This window comes from Nonomuraea sp. NPDC052116, assembly GCF_040680035.1.
Classification (GTDB): Bacteria; Actinomycetota; Actinomycetes; order Streptosporangiales; family Streptosporangiaceae; genus Nonomuraea; species Nonomuraea angiospora_A.
In genome coordinates this window covers 24,906-41,765 of record NZ_JBFAWA010000065.1, presented here as the reverse complement: position 1 = coordinate 41,765, position 16,860 = coordinate 24,906, and the positions used below count along the sequence as shown (strand labels likewise).

Below are 16,860 nucleotides of genomic sequence, written 5' to 3'. Positions count from 1 at the left end.
ACGAGAGTCCTCTCGGGCGGGCGACCGGCAGTGAAGCAGGAAGGCCAACCGGCGACGGTTGGAATCCCCCTCGTTCACGAGGGGGAGGAGGTCAAGGGTGGCGCGGCCTACGCCGCCGCGCGGACAGGGGTTCAGGGCGCTGCCGCCCACGCGATCCTCACGTCGCTGGCCGGGCCCCTCGGCCTGACCGCCTTCGCCGTCGGGCAGGCCGCGACGCCGGAGATCGCCAGAGCGACCTCCCCTGGCGAGGCCCGCCGCGTCAACCGGGCGGCCATGACGGTCGCAGCCATCGGCGTGCTCGCGGGCGCGCTCATCGTCCTCTCGCTCGGCGAGCCGGTGTTGGGCCTGTTCACCTCCGACGCCCGGGTGCTCGCCCTGACCCTGCCCCTGTTACCGCTGCTGGCGGCCTACACCCTGGCCGACAACTGCGGGATCGTGATGGCCACCGGCCTGACGGGTCTCAAGCGCTCGACCTGGACCCTGGGCTCGGCCATCGTGGGGAACGGCCTGCTCGCTCTGGCCATGACACCGGTGACGACGGCCTGGGGCCTGGCCGGCCTGTGGATCGCGTTGACCGCCGGTCGCCTGCTCGTTCTGGTCACGCAGACCGTCGGTTTCATGCGGCACAGCGCACGCGCTCAATGACAAGCTCAGCGGCTCGACGGCACGTCCAGGCCCATCAGGGGCAGGCAGGGCTCAAGCCCGTCGATCTGGACGGGAACGGTGCGGTGCCGCTCCCACGCGTCCCTGGTCAGGCGCAACCGGTGCTCCACGACCATCCTCCCGTCGAGCGCGTGCCGCCAGTGGCCGTCGGGCTCGTAGCCGAGCTTGCGGGAGACGGCCAGGGAGGCGGCGTTGTGCTCGAGCGCGCCTGACAGCGCCACCTCGGCGGCCAGACCGGCGAAGGCGAGGTGGAGTACGGCGGCCCGCATCTCGGTGCCGATCCCCTGCCCCTGGTGGCGGCGGCCGAGCCAGGAGGTGGTGCGTACCTGACGCGTGATGCCCAGGTCCCGGGCGGAGAGGCTCTGCTGCCCGGCCACCACGCCGTCCCGGAACACGGTGAGGTCGAGCGACCACTCCTGCGGCGTCCACGCGCCGAGCTGCCGCCAGTGGTGGTGGACCACACTGCGGGCGGCCTCGGCGGGCGGGGCGTCGGTCCACCGCACGAGGAACGGTGAGGCGTCGGGGTCATGGACGCCGTCGGCGGCCAGCTTGGCCAGCTCGGCCAGTTCCTCGGGCGAGGGCAGCCGCAGTTCGAGCCGCGGCGTGGTCAGGCGCAGCCCGGCCGGCGGAAAGTGATCGACCAGCATGACCCCATCGTGATCGCTGACCGGCGGCACGTCATCCGAGTTTCCGCCCATCCCGAGACCACGTTCGACGACCGCTTCATTCGCGTCGAAGGGGTCAGAGGTTCGAATCCCCTCATCTCCACCAGACCAGGAAGATGCAGGTGAGAAGGGTCTTTGGAGTAATCCAGAGGCCCTTTTCGCATGTCTGGAAGTCGATGGGAGCCAATCGGGGAGCCATCTCAGTCGGATTCTCTACCCGTGTCGGCTGTCGCCGAAGATGGTGTTCATCGTGTGGGCACCCTTGGTGATCACCGGTCTGAGCTGGTGCCGGTAGACCGCTTCCGTGACGCTGGTGCCCGCGTGCCCGCGTGCCCGACGAGATCGGCGATGGTCTCGATGGGTACGCCTTGGTCACTCATGATGGAGACGAATGAGTGACGTAGTTCTCGGGGGCTCCAGGCGGTTCCGGGTCCCGCTCGTTTGGCGATCTTGCGGAATGCCCGCCGCACGTTCGAGGCGTTCAACGGGGTGCCGACGCTCGTGCAGAACACCAGTTGGTGATCTTGCCAAGCCTCGCCGGCCTTGAGCTTGGGCACGGCTTGGCGGGTGTGGTGTTGTCGGAACGCCTGCGCCGCGAGCTTGGGCAGTTCGAGCGTGCGACGTGACTTGCGGGTCTTGGTGTCCCCTCCTTCTCGATCGGCACGCCATACGTGGATGGCGAACTTCCTGTGCTTGAACCCCACCTCCGTCACCGGATGCCAGGTCTTGAGGCTCGGTATCCAGGCGACGACGTGATCCCAGCGCAGCGCGCGTGCCTCCTCGGTGCGGACTCCCGTGGTGAGGCTGATCACCACGTAGGCATGGAGTTCTGAGACCTCGGCGGCCTTGAGCACGGCCTCTGCCTGTTGCCGCGTGAGTGCCTTGCTGGGGCGTCCATCCGTACCGGTGGGGGAGGTGACCAGCGCGGCAACGTTCCTGAGGACCATGTCGCGTGCCTGAGCTTGCCGGATGGCTCGCTTCAGGACGCTCTGAATCTCCCGGAGAGTGGTGGTGGCCAGCGTGTTGGCGAGCTGGTCAAGCCACTCATCCACATGATCGGCACATAGCTGCTTGAGCTTTCTTCTCACGCCTGTCTTCGGGTTCGGGGACAGGACGGCCAGGCCACTTGCGCCATGTGAGCGGGGAGAGCCGGAAAGGTGGGCGGGGAGGGGGCGGGGGGCGGCCGCGAGGTGTTATCGCACCGTCGAGCTCGTCAGAAGTGCTTGGAGTTCGGCGGGGCCGGGGGCTCCGGAGAGGACGGGTGTGCCGTTGATGGGACCTGGTTCAGCGGTACGTCGGACTCCTCGGCGCGCCTCTACGCGGTCAACCAGTGGACGGCGGACACCTGGCGCAGGTGAACGAGCACGTCGAACGCGGCGGGCAGGGAGGCGACGGCGAGGTGTTCGGCCGCGTCCCTGGAGGGGTCGTAAACGCCGCTGATGACGCGGGCCTTCATCGGCCCGTCCCATCCGCCGTCACGCAGGTCGAGCCAGTGGGCGGGCTGGTCCGTGGCGCCGAGGCGGGCGTCGAGCCAGTCGGGGGCCGGTTCCGGGACGGTGACGGCACCGAGGTCGCCGTGGTGGAAGCCGATCGCCACAGAGACGTAGCGGGTGCCGTAGTGGTCGCGCAGCACACTGCCGAGCGTGGGCTGGGGGCCGCGTTGGGGTGCCACACCCAGGGTCGCCGGAGCCGCCGAGGTGTGCGCGATGCCGTCCCAGTAGGCCACGCGGCGGCCGGTCCGGTGCTGGTGGTCGATGATCGTGTCGGCCCAGGTCTGGGGGTCGTCGCCGGCATAGTTGTCGCGTCCGGCGACGCTGCGCTGGTGGAAGTCCACGATGAGGCGCATCCGCTCCAGGACGTCGTCGCCGGGCAGTTGCTCGATGATCGCGAGTGCGTCGCGGGCGTGTTCGGCGAAGGGACGGCCCGGGTGCAGGCCTCTGGCCCGCTGTACGTGCTCGTCGGTCTCGTGGGCGGTGCGGATGGGCTCCAGGTGGGCGGCCAGTTCGGCCAGCCGGTGCGGGGCGGTACGGCGAGCGTGCTCCATGACGGCGTCGTAGTCGGCGGGCTGTGCTTGGGCGGGCTTGACCCCGAAGATCCGGACCGGGTCGTCCGGGTGGTCCTGGTTGAAGGCGCGGATCCACTCCAGCGCCGCGGCCATTTCGGCGGTGCGCCAGGGCCGCCAGGCGCCGGCCAGGGCGGATGGCGCCGTGCCCGCGCCGCCGGTGACGTACGCGTCGAGGGCCGTCCCGACGGAGGCGTTGTCCTGTACGGCCAGCGCGCGGAAGCCGTGCCTGCGGACGAGGCGGCGGAAGAGCTGGTCGCGCACCTGGAAGGTCTCGTGAGCGAATCTGGTGGACTCGCCAAGTCCGGCGACGGTCGCGCCGGTGGCGATCGCGTCGGCCAGGTCGTCGAGCGCGGTCTCGGTCATCAAGATGGTCATGCCGGAACTCCTTCACGGATCGGTGCGAGCGCCTGCGACCAGGCGACGACGTCGTTCAGCAGGGCGGTGAGGGCGGTGTGCTGGTGCGGGCCGGGGGTGAGGTCGCCCGGCTCGGTGGGGGCGGTGAAAGCGAAGTCGTGGTGCAGGGACAGCGCCACCTGGCTGCGTACGGTGGCGACCTTCAGCTCGGCCAGGATCAGCCGGAGGTGCTCGACCGCGCGGGTCGCGCCGTGCAGGCCGTAGCCGACGAAGCCGGCCGCCTTGTCGTTCCACTCGGCGTAGACGAAGTCCAGGGCGTTCTTCAGTACGCCGGGGATGGAGTGGTTGTACTCCGGCGTGACGAACACGAACCCGTCGTAGCCGGCGATCGTCTCCGCCCAGCGGATGGTGTGCGCCTTGCCGTACAGGCCGGACGCCGGCGGGTGCGGCTCATCCAGCAGCGGCAGGCCGAAGTCGGCGAGGTCGATGATCTCGAAGTCGGCCGCCGGCTGCTCCCGCGCGGCGACTTCGGCCACCCACTCGGCGACGGTGCGGCCACGGCGGCCGGGGCGCGTGCTGCCGACAATGATGCCGATCTTGGTCATGGATGTCTCCTCAGCTGAAGGGTGTTGCACCGATCGGTGTAGACGTTACGCCGATAGGAGTAGCGAATGCAAACGTCGGTGTAATCGGTTAGGCTCGGGGAGCGTGACCGAGAGAAAGAAGCCGGTCGGCCAGCCGGACAAGCGCCGGGCGATCATGGCCGGGGCGCTGGCCCTGTTCGCCCGCGACGGCTACACGCGCGCCGGGCTGGACGCGATCGCCGTTGAGGCGGGGGTGTCCAACCGCACCATCTACAACCACTTCACCGACAAGGCCGAGCTGTTCCAGGCGGTGATGCAGGAGAGCACGCAGCGGGTCGCGGACACCATGGTCGACATCATCGACCGCCATCTGACCAAGGTGATCGATCTCCAGAGCGATCTGATCGACTTCGGACTGGCCTGGCTCGGCGTGCTGACCTCCGACCTGGCCCCGCACTTCGCGCTCATCCGCCAGATCAACGCCGAGATCGAGCACATCCCGCCGGCCGCGCTCAAGCTCTGGCAGGAGACCGGCCCCGGCCGTACCCGGCGCGAACTGGCCGAACGCCTGCGCCGGATCGCCGAGCGCGGCGACCTCACGATCGATGACCCCGCTCGCGCGGCCGGGCACCTGATGCTGCTCCTCTCCGCCGACAACCTCACCGACCGGGCGGACCTCCACAACGAGGACGCGCTCCGGAAGATGGTCACCGCAGGGGTTTCGACCTTCCTGTACGGCTATGCGGAACGGACCGCGGCTGGCGGGCGCGCTGCCGCTGACGGCTCGTGATGCGGTTGCCAGGACGGGAAACGATCAGTTCGGTTGCGGGAAGCGATCTTTCTGAGCCTCGGTTTCGCGAGGTCGCACCCTCTCGTGAACACCCCTGGTGGCCCGGGCCAGCCGCTCGGGCGTCAGAGGGCAGGCCTTTGTCGGGGCGGGGCGGGCCGGGGTGGGCGGACCGCGGGGGCGGGGCGGGGGCGGGTTCGCTTAGGTGGGCAGGGCGGTGGCGTGAATGCCGACGTCTCCCTCGTAGCGCTCGCCCTTGATTGCCGGGCGCGTTGACCGGCAGCATGATCGCTTGGTCGAGGAGGTGCAGGTGGCATGGCACTGTCGTACGTACGCGGCTGCCTGAAGAGCATCGTGGTTCCGTTGGCTGTCGTGCTCTTGATGGTGGGCCTGGGGTGGGCCGCGCCGCGCTTCTTCTTCGGCCCCCATGTGTCGCGCGTAGACCCGGCCGTGCTCTCGGAGTTACGGGCCATCGGCCGGGTGGTCGGCGAAGACGCCAGCGTGGGTCACGCGTGGGAGAACACTTACGTCGAAATGAACGACCTCGTGGTCTTCCTCGATGGAAACGCTAAGGAGGACGTGGTCACCGAGGTCGAGCGTCGGCTCAAGCAGCGTGGCTGGCACATATCGCGCAGGGAGCCGCCCGAGATCTGGCTGGAGTCGGCCAGATGGCCTTCCGCCCTCGTCACGGTTGAGCGGCTCGAAGAGACGCACATGAGCAGCGAACTGCGCGTGCAGGTCACAGGCGCAGGGCTGCCCGTGAAGAACATGGCGTACATAGGTGTCCAGCCGTGAGCCTGTGGCCCCCTGAACAGGAACGCCAGTGGAGATTTGGCCGCCTCCCGCCCTGCTCCGACATGAGCCCGAGCGGTAAGCGATCTTCCCATCCCTCTCGCGCGCGGCCGGAGTGACGCTCCCCTGCGCCATCGCCCTGGCGAACGAAGGGGTTGGGGAACGCCCTCACCGTCCCCTGAGGCTGGGCGATCTGCTCACACTGTCGCCGAGCGGCCCGGTGCGAATTGCCGGATTCCGGCCTCGGTGGCGCCGTCCGCCAGGAGGTCGCCCAGGGCCTCGCCGATCGCCGGTGCGTACTTGAATCCTCCGCCCGAGAACCCGACGGCGACCGCGACGTGCGCCGCGCCCGGGAGCAGCCCCACGACGGGCCGGCCGTCCGCTGTGTACGACTCCACGTGCACCGAGGCCTGCACCGGACGCGGGTTGAGCCCGGGCAGCCAGCGCCCGACGACATCGCGGATCTCCGCCAGGTGGTCGGCGGTGAGGTGGGGATCCGGGCGTGCCGGGTCGGCCACCTCCGGGTGCGGGCGGCTCTTCACGCCGATCTTCACCGTGGCGCCGTCCAGGCTGGGAAAGCCGTAGATGGAGGCGCCGTCCGGCATGGCGACGCGTTCGAAGACCGGAAAGCGTTCCGCGTCGTACAGCGAGAGGTCGTCCGGCACGAACCAGGTCTGCGCCAGCCGGCGCGCGGTCAGCCCGGCCACTCCGATCGCCTCCCGCAGCCCGTCCGGCAGCAGCGTGGCCGCCCAGGCGCCGGGGGCGATGACCACCGCGTCGAACGTCTCGCTGTGCGGCCGGTCCGCGCCGCTTCGGCAGGTCAGCCCGACGGTCTCGGACCTCACGTCGATGTCGAGGACCTCGGTGTCGTGGCGCACGGTCGCCCCGAGCGTCGTGGCCTGTTCGATCGCGGCGAGGATCGCCGGCTCGGGACGGAGAAAGCCGGTCGCGGGGTCATGGACGGCGATGTCCTCGTCCTCGACGGCGTGCTGGGGGAAAGCCTGCCGCAGGTCCTGTGCGTCGAGGACGCGATGGACCAGCCCCCAGTTCTCGCAGCTGGTCACGGCCTTCCGGACCGAGGTGCTGCCGGCGGGGCCGAGGATCAGTCCGCCGGTCTGCTGGAGCAGACGCCGTCCGGTCGCCTCCTCCAGCCGGCGCCACAGCTGCTCGGCCCGGAGGACCAGCGGCGGCAGGTCCGGGTCGCCCATGCTGATGACCGCGAACCGGCGGCTCTGCCCGCCGGAGGCCCCGCGGTGGTGCGGGACGCCCCAGCGGTCGAAGGCATGCACCTCCAGGCCGCGCTCGGCCAGCTGCCAGGCGGCCATGCTCCCCGCCGCTCCGGTCCCGATGACCGCCGCCCTCCTTCGAGCGGTTCCGGCGAGTCTCATGAGGCCAGCGCCGGGGCGGCGAGGTACTTGAGGTTCTGGTATTCGACGAGTCCTTCGGCGCCGCCTTCCCGGCCGAGCCCGGACTCCTTGATCCCGCCGAACGGCGCGGCCACGTGGGACAGCAGCCCCCGGTTGATGCCGACCATGCCGCTGTCCAACCGGCCGGCGACCCGGGCGATCCGGTCGCCGTCGCGCGCCACCAGGTACGCCGCGAGCCCGAACGGGGTGTCGTTGGCCAGCGCCACCCCCTCGTCCTCCGTCCGGAACCGGCGGATGCCCGCGACCGGGGCGAAGACCTCCTCCTGCTGCAGGAGAGCGTCGGCGCTGAGGTGGTCCAGCACCACCGGGGCGAACCAGCTGCCGGGTCCGCCAGGTACGTCGGCACGCCCCAGCAGCGTCGCCCCCTTCGCGACGGCGTCGTCGACCAGCCGGTCGGCCTTGGCCACCGCGCGGTCGTCGATGAGCGGGCCGAGGTCGACGTCCGAGGTTCCCAGCCCGACCCTGATCGCGGTGAGAGCCTCGGTGAGGCGGGCCGCAAACTCGTCGGCCACCGGTTCCTGGACGAGGAACCGGTTGGCCGCCACGCACGACTGACCCCCGAGGCGCATCTTGGCGATGACCGCCTCACGGACCGCGAGGTCGAGGTCGGCGTCGTCGAAGACCAGGAACGGGGCGTTGCCGCCGAGTTCCATCGACGTGCGCAGCACGTGCGCGCCGGCCTGCTGCAGCAGCAGTTTCCCGACGGGGGTGGACCCGGTGAAGGACACCTTCCGCAGCCGTGGGTCGGCGATGAGCGTGCCGCAGACCGCCCCCGGGTCCGTGGTGGTGACCACGGTGAGGACTCCTGCCGGGACCCCCGCGTCCCGCGCGAGTTGTGCGAAGGCCAGCGTGGTGAGCGGGGTGAGCTCGGCCGGTTTCAGCACGACCGTGCAGCCGGCGGCCAGGGCGGGCGCGACCTTGCGGGTGGCCATCGCCAGCGGCACGTTCCACGGGGTGATGAGCAGGCAGGGGCCGACCGGGCGCGGGGCGGTGACGATGTGCCAGCCGCCGTCGGGGGTCGGGGTGCTACGGCCGGAGCTGCGGACCGCCTCCTCGGCGTACCAGCGGACGTACTCGGCGGCGTAACGGACCTCGCCGCGCGCCTCGGCGAGAGTCTTGCCGACCTCGAGGGTGATGAGGGCCGCCAGGCGCTCCTCGTCGGCGAGCATCGCCTGGTAGAGCCCGTACAGGATGTCCGCCCGCCGCCGGGCCGGGGCGGCCGCCCAGGCGGGGAAGGCGTCGTTCGCCGCGGTCAGCGCGAGCAGCGCGTCACCCGGTTCGCAGTCGGCGACGGCCGCGACCGGCCGGCCGAGCGCGGGGTCGGCGACGTCGAAGGTCCGCCCGGAGCGCGGCGCCGTCCACCCGGCGGCCAGGAAGCCGCCGGGCAGCGACGCGGCCGCGGTCTCCGTGAGGTCGCGGTGCCGGGCGATGTCAGCCGGCCGCAGCGCCGACGACTGCGCGGGCTCAGGCGGATTCGAGGGTACGGGCACGGTCGAGAGCAGACTTGAGGACGTCGGCGGCACGGGAGATCTCCTCGGCGGTGATGACGAACGGGGGACTGACGTGCAGGGAGTTGTCGGCCAGCAGCCGGGTGAGGACGCCCTGCTCCCGCGCGGCGCGCAGTACGGGCCGTGCGTCGACGTCGGGGGCGAGCTGGACCGCCGCGAGAAGTCCGGCACCGGCCCGGACGTCGACGACGGCCTCGTGGTCGCACAGCGGGGTGAGGGCCTGGGCCAGGACGGGCTCGAGGTCCAGGACGCGCTCCAGCAGCCCTTCCTCCTCGAGGATGCTCAGGTTCACCTCGGCGGCGACGCAGGCGGCGGCGTGGCCCGAGTACGTCAGACCGTGGCGGAAGGTCGGGGCGTCGGGGGTTTCGGCGAAGAAGGGCTCCCAGACGCGCCGGGACACCAGCACGCCGCCCAGCGGCAGGTAGCCGGAGGTGATGCCCTTGGCCATGGTGAGGAGATCCGGCTCGATGCCGAAACGCTGGCAGGCGAACCACTGCCCGACCCGCCCGAAACCGGTGATGACCTCGTCGGCGATGAGCAGGATGTCCAGGCGGCGGCACAGTTCGGCCAGCCCGGTGAGGTAGCCGGGCGGGGGCAGCAGCACGCCCCCGGTGCCGATGATCGGTTCGGCGATGACGGCGGCGACGTTGTCGGGTCCGAGCCGGAGCAGCTCCGTCTCGGTGGCGGCCAGGTCGTTCCACGGCACGCGGGCGGTCTCGGGGATCAGCGAGTCGCTGCCGTACCCGTCGCGGTTGCTCTGGATGCCCGTGATGCTCGTACCGAACCCGTGCAGACCGTGGTAGGCGTGCTGCCGGGAGACGATGACGCGCTTGCCGGGCCGCCCGGCCAGCTGCCAGTGCCGGCGCGCGAGCTTGCAGGCGGTGTCGACGGAGTCGGAGCCGCCGCTGGTGAGGAAGACCTTCGCGTCGGGGATGGGGCTCAGCTCCGCGAGGCGCTCGGCGAGCCGGATGGCGGGGCGGTTGGCCATTCCCTGGAACAGGTGGTACGTCTCCAGAACGGTCATCTGCCGGCGGACGGCGTCGGCGATGCGGGTCCGGCCGTGTCCGACGTTGGCGTGCCACAGGCCGGCCGGCAGGTCGAGCAGGTCCTGGCCGTCCTCGGTACGCACCGAGGCGCCCCGCCCCGACGCGATGACCGTGAGGGTTTCCTCGATGGTGGACATCGCGGTCTGCGGATGCCACAGGCTGGTGCTCGTCAAGAAAGGCTCCTCATCACATCGGGGTGGGGACTACGGGTGGGGAACGGTGCAGGTCAGGCGGCGACCACGACGTCCTCGACGACCTCGGCGTGGATGTGCAGCATCCGGGCCACCAGGCCGTTGCCGCGGGTGAACCTCAGGTCCTCCGGCGCCACGGGAGCGTCCGCGCCGGTGAAGAACGCGGCGCCCTGGTCGATCGACTTGTCGGACTTGTCATCGGGGTAGAGCGGGTTGATCGTGTTCTCGATCTTCGGCCACAGGGCCCGGGCGGCCTCGGTGCTCTCGAACTCCAGCGTCATCACCAGCGTGTTCGGGATGAGCTCGCCGGCGCACTCGCGCAGGACCGAGCCCCCGAGGTAGCCGGGGTGGCCCTCGAGGCTGCGCAGCCAGTCGACGAGGCTGGTGCGGGCATCCTCGATCTTGGTGGGCTCGGCAACGAAGATGAAGACGTCACGACGCTTGGACATGGTGTTCTCCTGTCTCGCCAGTGCGGTGGGGGTGGCTGTGAGGGCTGCGCGGCAGGTCGTAGAAGACCGCGCCGCTGGCTCCCTGCGTGTCGTCATGGACGAGCCGGGCGCCGAAGGACTCCCAGAAGGCGATGGCGCCCGGGGAGTGGCGATAGGTGTGCAGAGCGATGGCCTGGTAGTGCCCCTCCTGGTCCGCGCGGTCGAGAACCGCGCGGACCAGGGCCCTGGCGATGCCGGCGCGGCGGGCCTCCTTGCGGACGTAGACGCGTACGAGCTGGCCGTGCCGGCCGTCCTCGTACCGGTCGACGACGTGTTGCGGGGTGAGGCCGGGCTTCAGGCGTCCGCTGCGGATGCCGCCCGTCGCCAGGACCTCACCCGTGCCGTCGTCGGTCACCACCAGGAGGAAGGGGCCGTTTCCCGGGGCGTAGTGGGTCAAGGGGTCGTCGACGTCGGCGTGGATCCGCGGGTCGTAGGCGTCGCCGAAGTCCTCGGCGATGCTGCGCCGCATCACCGACTGGGCGCCGGGCAGGGTGCGCTCGCTCAGCGGGTGGATCGACCATTCCACGGGAGTCACCCCGCTCCCTGCGTGGCGACCTTCGCCCGGTACGCCTCCCTGGCCTCCTTCGAGGCGTGGTGGCCGGACAACTCGTGGAGGTCGTCGGGGATCACGCCGTCGAAGGTGGGATGGACGTGGACGGTGACCCGGTCGAGGTTGCCCACCGCGTGCATCAGGGAGTGCTGGACGTTCTCGGCCACGGCGTGGGCCTCGATCATGCTCAGCCCGTAGTCGAGGCCGATCTCGGCGTCTCCCTCCATGCGGTGACCCGACCAGCGGACGCGGACCTCGCCGACGGACACGACGCCGTCGACGCCCGCGATGGTGGCGCGCATCCGGTCGATCGTCTCCGGCTCCACACCGTCCATGAGGCGGCGGACGATGATGATCAGGGAGTTGACCAGGATGCCGCTGATCGCCACGGCGATGAGGAGGCCGACGATGGCGTCGGCGCGGTCGAACCCGAGCCACACGCCGACCACGCCGGCGATGACGGCGATCGAGGTGTATCCGTCGGCGCGGGCGTGCTGGCCCTCGGCGATCAGCGCGGCCGAGCCGATGCGACGGCCGGTCCGGATGCGGTACACGGCCACCATCTCGTTGCCGAGGAAGCCGACGAGCCCCGCGGCGAAGACCCACCACAGGTTGGTCAGCGGGTGCGGGTTGATCAGCGCGTCGATCGACTCCCAGATGATCAATCCGATCGAGGCGACGATGACCAGGGAGATGAACAGCCCGACCAGGTCCTCGGCGCGCCGGTAACCGTAGGAGTACTTCTTGGTCGCCGCGCGCCGGCCCAGCCGGAAGGCGATGATCAGGGGGATCGTGGTCGCGGCGTGCCCGAGGTTGTGGATGGTGTCGGCCAGCAGGGCGATCGAGCCGGACACCGCGACGATGACCATCTGGCCGATCGCGGTGGCCATCATGCCGGCCAGCCCGATCCAGGCCGTGCGGATCCCGTCCTGGGCCGACTCCTCGGCGCTCTGGATCGCTTCGTTGGCGTCGTGGGCATGCGGGATCAGCGTGTGCTTGACCCGCGCCCACAGGCCGGTGCCGTGGTCGTGGCCGTGGTCGTCGCCGTGGCCATGTCCGTGCCCATGTCCGTGGCCGTGCCCGGTTGCGGCCGAAGCCTCGGGCTCGTGTCGATCGTGATCGGAGTGGCCGTGCCCGTGCCCGTGGCCGTTCGCGGCGGCGGCGGGAGCGTCGTCGTGCGGGTGGTCGTGGCCGTTCACGGGGGCGGCGGGAGCGTCATCGTGCGGGTGGTCGTGGCCATGTCCGTGGCCGTGGCCGTGGCCGTGGCCGTGATCGTCTGGGGTCGTGGAAGCTCGCATCGAGAGTCCATTCATGCCGGCGGAGGGTGAGTCGCGGGACTGGGTGAGTGAGTCGCGGGGGCCGGAGGGGGGTCGCGGGGCCGGGAGGGTGAGTCGCGGGGCCGGGAGAGGGGCGGTCGGCTGCCGAGTGGCGTCTGCCGCGCCATCACATCTTGTCCACAATAGCCAGCGACGGTCAACTGTTGTCAACAATCTTCCGGAGATGAAGGCCGTACGGGCAGTGAAAATCAGCACCAATACCAGGCAATCAGCTCCTGAAGATCGACAGAAGCTGCGGAAACATACTCGTTACAAGCAGGCGGCTCGGAATTGTTGACAGCAGAGAAACGGATGCTTAGCGTTCCAGACACCACACGGCCGGTCGCCTCGGCGGCTGACACCGAGCGTGACATCTCGCCGCTCGCACCGACGGACTCCGGCTCTCACCGGACCGACCACCGACGCTCCCACTCCCACCGGACCGACCCCCACCGGAGGAACTGCTCGTGGACCTGACCAGCGTGCGCCCCAAATACATCACCTTCGACTGTTATGGGACCCTGACCAGCTTCGATCTCAACCTCACCGTCAAGCCGCTGGTCGCCGACCGGATCTCCGAGGAGGACATGCCGCTCTTCCTCAAGGACTACCGCGCGTACCGGATGGACGAGGTGCTCGGCGAGTTCAAGCTCTACCCCGACGTGCTCAAGGACTCCTTCAGGCGCACCTGCGAACGCTGGGGCATCGGCTACCGTGCCTCCGACGGCGAGGCCATCGTGGCCTGCGTGCCGACCTGGGGTCCCCATGCGGACGTTCCCCCGGCCCTGGCCAAGCTCGCCGACGCCTACCCGCTGGTGATCCTCTCCAACGCCGTCGACGAGACGCTGCGGCACAATGTCGACCAGCTCGGCGCCCCCTTCCACAAGGTGTTCACCGCCGAGCAGGCCAGGGCGTACAAGCCGCGCTACCAGGCCTTCGAGTACATGCTCGACCAGCTGGGCTGCGAACGCGACGAGATCGTGCACGTCTCCTCGCACATCTGGTACGACCTGATCCCCGCCCACGAGCTGCGGATCCCGCACAAGGTCTACGTCAACCGCGGCTACGACCCCTCCACCCCCTTCTACCGGTACGCCGAGACCGCCGACCTGTCCGGCGTCCCCGCTGTGCTGGGTCTCTGATCGGAAGGAGGACGTCGTGAAGCTGACCAGCTACTGGCTCGACACCGCCGAACCGGCCGGCGACTTCCGCCGTGCCGAACTCCCCGAACAGGTCGACGTCGCGGTCATCGGCGCCGGGTTGACCGGCCTGTCCGCCGCGCTGCATCTCGCCCGCCGCGGCGCCAGCGTCGCCGTGCTGGAGTCGCACACCGTGGGCTGGGGAGCCTCCGGCCGCAACGGCGGCATGGCCACGACCGGCCTGGCCATCTCCTTCCCCGCCGCGGTCAAGCGGTACGGCGCGGAGCGTGCGACGGCGATGTTCACCGCCTACGACGACGCGATCGACACCGTCGAGAAGATCGTCACCGACGAGGAGATCGCCTGCGACTTCGTGCGGTCCGGCAAGCTCACCCTGGCCGCCAAACCGGCGCACTACGCCGCACTGGAGCGTTCGGCGGAGATGATCGAGAGACTCATCGGCCGTTCGGTCCAGCTGGTCCCCCGCGGCCGCATGCGTGACGAGCTCGGCAGCGACCGCTACCACGGCGCGCAGGTCGACCCGAACGGGGCGGGCGCCCACGTCGGGAAGCTGGTCATGGGGCTGGCCCGCGCCGCGGTCGGCCACGGGGCCCTGGTGGCGGAGAACGCCGCGGTGACCGGCGTCCGCCGCGTCGGCCCGGGCAACGGGCATCGGGTGCAGACCACGCGCGGCGTCCTGACCGCCTCCGACGTGCTCATCGCCACCAGCGGGTACACGGGGTCGCTGACCCCGTGGCTGCGCCGCCGCATCGTGCCGGTGGGCAGTTTCATCGTCGTCACCGAACCCCTGCCGGACGACCTCGTCGCCCAGCTCATGCCGCACCGGCGGATGGCGTCGGACACCAAGAACCTGCTGTACTACTTCCGTCCCACGCCGGACAACAGGTTGCTGTTCGGCGGGCGGGCCCGGTTCGCCCTGTCGGACGCCCAGTCGGACCTCAAGAGCGGCGAGATCCTGCGCAAGGCCGTCACCGAGGTGTTCCCGCGGCTGCGTGACGTCCGCCTGGACTACTGCTGGGGCGGGCTGGTCGACATGACGATGGATCAGATGGTCCACGCCGGCGTACGGGACGGGATGCACTACTCCGTCGGCTACAGCGGCCACGGGGTCCAGATGGCCACCCACATGGGCAAGGTCATGGCCGACGTCATCGGCGGCGACCCCACGGTCAACCCCTGGAAGGGGCTGGCGTTCCCGCCGGTTCCCGGCCACTTCGGGCCGCCCTGGTTCCTGCCGGCCGCCGGGGCGTTCTTCCGCGCGCTCGACGCCGTGCGCTGATCGATCCGCGAACGTGTGACGACCCGGAGGTACCCGAGTGTTGTACGTGCTGAGACGGTTCGCCGTCCTCGTGACGACCCTGCTGGTCGCCTCTTTCCTGGTGTTCCTCATCCCCTACGTCACGCCCGGGGACCCGGCCGCGCGGATCCTGCGGGCCAGGGTGGGCGACCTGGTCCAGGACCCGCAGACGCTGGCCCGCCTCCGGGTCGAGTACGGGCTGGACCGGCCGCTGCTCCAGCAGTACCTGTCCTGGCTGGGCTCGGCGCTGCAGGGTGATCTCGGCCGGTCGTTCACCAACGGCACGGAGGTCCTCCCCCAGCTGATGCGGGCGTTGTCGGTCACCGCCTCGATCGCCGTCATCGCCCTCCTGCTCGCCCTGTTCGTGGCGGTCCCGCTGGGAGCCGTCTGCGCGGTACGGCGCGGAACCCCGCTCGACGGCGCGATCACCGGCGTCACGCAGGCATTCGTGGCCGTCCCGGAGTACTGGCTCGGCCCGGTCCTGGTCCTGGTGTTCGCCCTGCAGCTCGGCGTCCTGCCCTCCTCCGGCTGGCACGGGGTGGAGTCGATGGTGCTTCCCTGCCTGACCGTGGCGCTGCGGCCGATGAGTTACTTCACCCAGGTCGCCCGCTCGTCGATGATCGAGGTGCTCGAGGCGCCCTACATCACCGCCGCCCGCGGGCGCGGGCTGAGCTTCGCCCAGACCATGCTGCGACACGGGCTGCGCAATTCCGTCCTGCCGGTCCTGACCCTGTTCGCGGTCTGGCTGGCCGGCCTGCTCGGCGGGTCGGTCGTCGTCGAGGTCATCTTCGCCGTACCAGGGGTCGGGCGGCAGATGTACGACGCGGTCATCAACAACGACGTCCCGCTCATCCAGGGTGGGGTCGTGGCGGTCGTCGGCCTGGCCGTGCTCATCACCACCCTCACCGATGTCCTTTACACCGCCATCAACCCGAACGCGAGGACGAGCCGTGTCCGTGCTTGACGTCTTCGGCGACGACGCCCGTCGCGACGAACCCGGCGCCGCGCCGCCGCCGTCACCGTCGCCGTCATCGGCCGAGACCGCCACCGCCCCGGCGCGCCGCGGGCGCGGAACGTGGCCGCCGGCCTTGCTGGCCGGGTCCGTCCTGTTCGGGGTGATCGCCACGCTCCTGCTGCTGGCACCGTGGCTGGCGCCCTATCCGCCGGCTCAGCAGGACCTCGTCGCGCGCCTGGAAGGCAGCTCCGCGGCCCACCTGCTGGGCACCGACCACCTGGGCCGCGACGTGCTCAGCAGGCTGCTGGACGGGGGCCGGTTCTCCCTGGCCGTCGCCTCGGTCACGCTGTTGATCTGCGCCGTCACCGGCACTCTCGTGGGGTTCGTCGTCGCGCGGCGAGGTGGCTGGCTCGACACCGTCGTCATGCGCGTCACCGACATCCTGCTGGCCTTCCCCGAGATGGTGGTCGCGCTCTTCCTCGTCGCGATCCTCGGCACCGGTGACCTGACGCTGGTGCTCGCCCTGACCATCGGCGGGTGGACGCCGTTCTGCCGGCTGGCCCGCGGCGTCGCGCTGGAGATCAACGGCCGTGACTTCATCGAAGCGGCTCAGGCTCTGGGGTGCTCGGGGTGGTTCATCATCCGCCGCCACCTGCTTCCCAACGCCCTGCCCCCGTTGCTGGCCCACGCGGCAGTGCGCTTCGGCCACAAGCTCATCACCGTCGGCGCCCTGTCCTTCCTGGGACTCGGCGTCCAGCCACCGTTCTCCGACTGGGGGTCGATGTTGTCCGAGGCCATCCCCTACCTGGACCGCTTGCCCATGCTGGTCCTGGCCCCAGGTGCCGCGATCTTCATCGCCGCCCTCAGCGTCACCCTCGCCGGTCGCGGCCTGGAGACGCGCCGGGCCCGGGCAGGGCGGTCCACATGAGCTGCGGAGTCCCGCCGCACCCGCGCGGCGGTCACACTGGAAACGATCACGCGCTCCTGCGGCTGGAGAGCGCGAGCGGTGGGA

General features: G+C 70.5%; 17 protein-coding genes. 7 read left to right on the top strand and 10 right to left on the bottom strand.

All coding sequences use genetic code 11. The annotated features are described in order from the left end of the window. A partial coding sequence (locus AB0L65_RS60320) for an MATE family efflux transporter (protein ID WP_364266257.1) occupies positions 1-645 on the top strand: 645 nt, incomplete at its 5' end. Positions 646-650: 5 nt separating this feature from the next. On the opposite strand, the gene AB0L65_RS60315 is transcribed toward AB0L65_RS60320, so the two are convergent. The 4 genes from AB0L65_RS60315 to AB0L65_RS60300 form a co-directional block, all read right to left on the bottom strand. Continuing rightward, positions 651-1,310, bottom strand: a complete 660-nt coding sequence (locus AB0L65_RS60315; protein ID WP_364266254.1) for a GNAT family N-acetyltransferase — start codon at positions 1,308-1,310, stop codon at positions 651-653. Between the two features lie 287 nt (positions 1,311-1,597). Continuing rightward, a complete protein-coding gene (locus AB0L65_RS60310) occupies positions 1,598-2,416 on the bottom strand; it encodes a site-specific integrase (protein ID WP_364266251.1) in 819 nt (272 codons plus the stop codon). Positions 2,417-2,643: 227 nt separating this feature from the next. Then, positions 2,644-3,768: an erythromycin esterase family protein gene (locus AB0L65_RS60305; RefSeq protein WP_364266248.1), complete on the bottom strand. Its 1,125-nt coding sequence runs from the start codon at positions 3,766-3,768 to the stop codon at positions 2,644-2,646. Beyond that, positions 3,765-4,352: an NAD(P)H-dependent oxidoreductase gene (locus AB0L65_RS60300; protein WP_364266245.1), complete on the bottom strand. Its 588-nt coding sequence runs from the start codon at positions 4,350-4,352 to the stop codon at positions 3,765-3,767. The genes AB0L65_RS60305 and AB0L65_RS60300 overlap by 4 nt, the downstream gene beginning before the upstream one ends. Positions 4,353-4,455: 103 nt before the next feature. Here AB0L65_RS60300 and AB0L65_RS60295 point away from each other — a divergent pair, with 103 nt between their 5' ends. Together AB0L65_RS60295 and AB0L65_RS60290 are read left to right on the top strand one after the other, a co-directional pair. Continuing rightward, positions 4,456-5,121: a TetR/AcrR family transcriptional regulator gene (locus AB0L65_RS60295; RefSeq protein WP_364266242.1), complete on the top strand. Its 666-nt coding sequence runs from the start codon at positions 4,456-4,458 to the stop codon at positions 5,119-5,121. A 312-nt stretch (positions 5,122-5,433) separates the two neighbouring features. Continuing rightward, positions 5,434-5,913: a hypothetical protein gene (locus AB0L65_RS60290; RefSeq protein ID WP_364266239.1), complete on the top strand. Its 480-nt coding sequence runs from the start codon at positions 5,434-5,436 to the stop codon at positions 5,911-5,913. Positions 5,914-6,107: 194 nt separating this feature from the next. Here the strand turns inward: AB0L65_RS60290 and solA are convergent, their stop codons facing one another. From solA to AB0L65_RS60260, 6 genes are read right to left on the bottom strand one after another with little or no spacing between them, the layout of a single operon-like run. Next, the gene (gene solA / locus AB0L65_RS60285; RefSeq protein WP_364266236.1) at positions 6,108-7,298 is read right to left on the bottom strand and encodes an N-methyl-L-tryptophan oxidase; all 1,191 of its coding nucleotides are present in this window, start codon (positions 7,296-7,298) and stop codon (positions 6,108-6,110) included. Next, positions 7,295-8,827: an NAD-dependent succinate-semialdehyde dehydrogenase gene (locus AB0L65_RS60280; protein ID WP_364266233.1), complete on the bottom strand. Its 1,533-nt coding sequence runs from the start codon at positions 8,825-8,827 to the stop codon at positions 7,295-7,297. The genes solA and AB0L65_RS60280 overlap by 4 nt, the downstream gene beginning before the upstream one ends. After that, positions 8,802-10,064: an aspartate aminotransferase family protein gene (locus AB0L65_RS60275; protein ID WP_364266230.1), complete on the bottom strand. Its 1,263-nt coding sequence runs from the start codon at positions 10,062-10,064 to the stop codon at positions 8,802-8,804. The genes AB0L65_RS60280 and AB0L65_RS60275 overlap by 26 nt, the downstream gene beginning before the upstream one ends. Before the next feature lie 53 nt (positions 10,065-10,117). After that, positions 10,118-10,531, bottom strand: coding sequence for a hypothetical protein (locus AB0L65_RS60270; RefSeq protein WP_350740211.1), 414 nt, complete (start codon positions 10,529-10,531; stop codon positions 10,118-10,120). Beyond that, positions 10,515-11,105, bottom strand: a complete 591-nt coding sequence (locus AB0L65_RS60265) for a GNAT family N-acetyltransferase (RefSeq protein WP_364266227.1) — start codon at positions 11,103-11,105, stop codon at positions 10,515-10,517. Before AB0L65_RS60265 ends, AB0L65_RS60270 begins: the two co-directional genes overlap by 17 nt. Then, entirely contained in the window at positions 11,102-12,418 is a 1,317-nt protein-coding gene (locus AB0L65_RS60260) for a cation diffusion facilitator family transporter (RefSeq protein ID WP_364266224.1), read from the bottom strand. The genes AB0L65_RS60265 and AB0L65_RS60260 overlap by 4 nt, the downstream gene beginning before the upstream one ends. A 485-nt stretch (positions 12,419-12,903) precedes the next feature. Here AB0L65_RS60260 and AB0L65_RS60255 point away from each other — a divergent pair, with 485 nt between their 5' ends. The 4 genes from AB0L65_RS60255 to AB0L65_RS60240 are packed head-to-tail and all read left to right on the top strand — an operon-like array spanning position 12,904 to position 16,776. After that, positions 12,904-13,578 carry a haloacid dehalogenase type II gene (locus tag AB0L65_RS60255; protein WP_364266221.1) on the top strand — a complete coding sequence of 225 codons (675 nt, stop codon included), beginning with the start codon at positions 12,904-12,906 and terminating at the stop codon, positions 13,576-13,578. A 16-nt stretch (positions 13,579-13,594) separates the two neighbouring features. Beyond that, complete coding sequence (locus AB0L65_RS60250) at positions 13,595-14,875, top strand: FAD-binding oxidoreductase (RefSeq protein ID WP_350740199.1); 1,281 nt, start codon at positions 13,595-13,597, stop codon at positions 14,873-14,875. 37 nt (positions 14,876-14,912) lie between these two features. Next, on the top strand, positions 14,913-15,857 hold the full coding sequence (locus AB0L65_RS60245; RefSeq protein ID WP_350740196.1) for an ABC transporter permease: 945 nt from the start codon (positions 14,913-14,915) through the stop codon (positions 15,855-15,857). Then, entirely contained in the window at positions 15,844-16,776 is a 933-nt protein-coding gene (locus AB0L65_RS60240) for an ABC transporter permease (RefSeq protein WP_364266217.1), read from the top strand. The genes AB0L65_RS60245 and AB0L65_RS60240 overlap by 14 nt, the downstream gene beginning before the upstream one ends. The last annotated feature ends 84 nt before the right edge of the window (positions 16,777-16,860 follow it).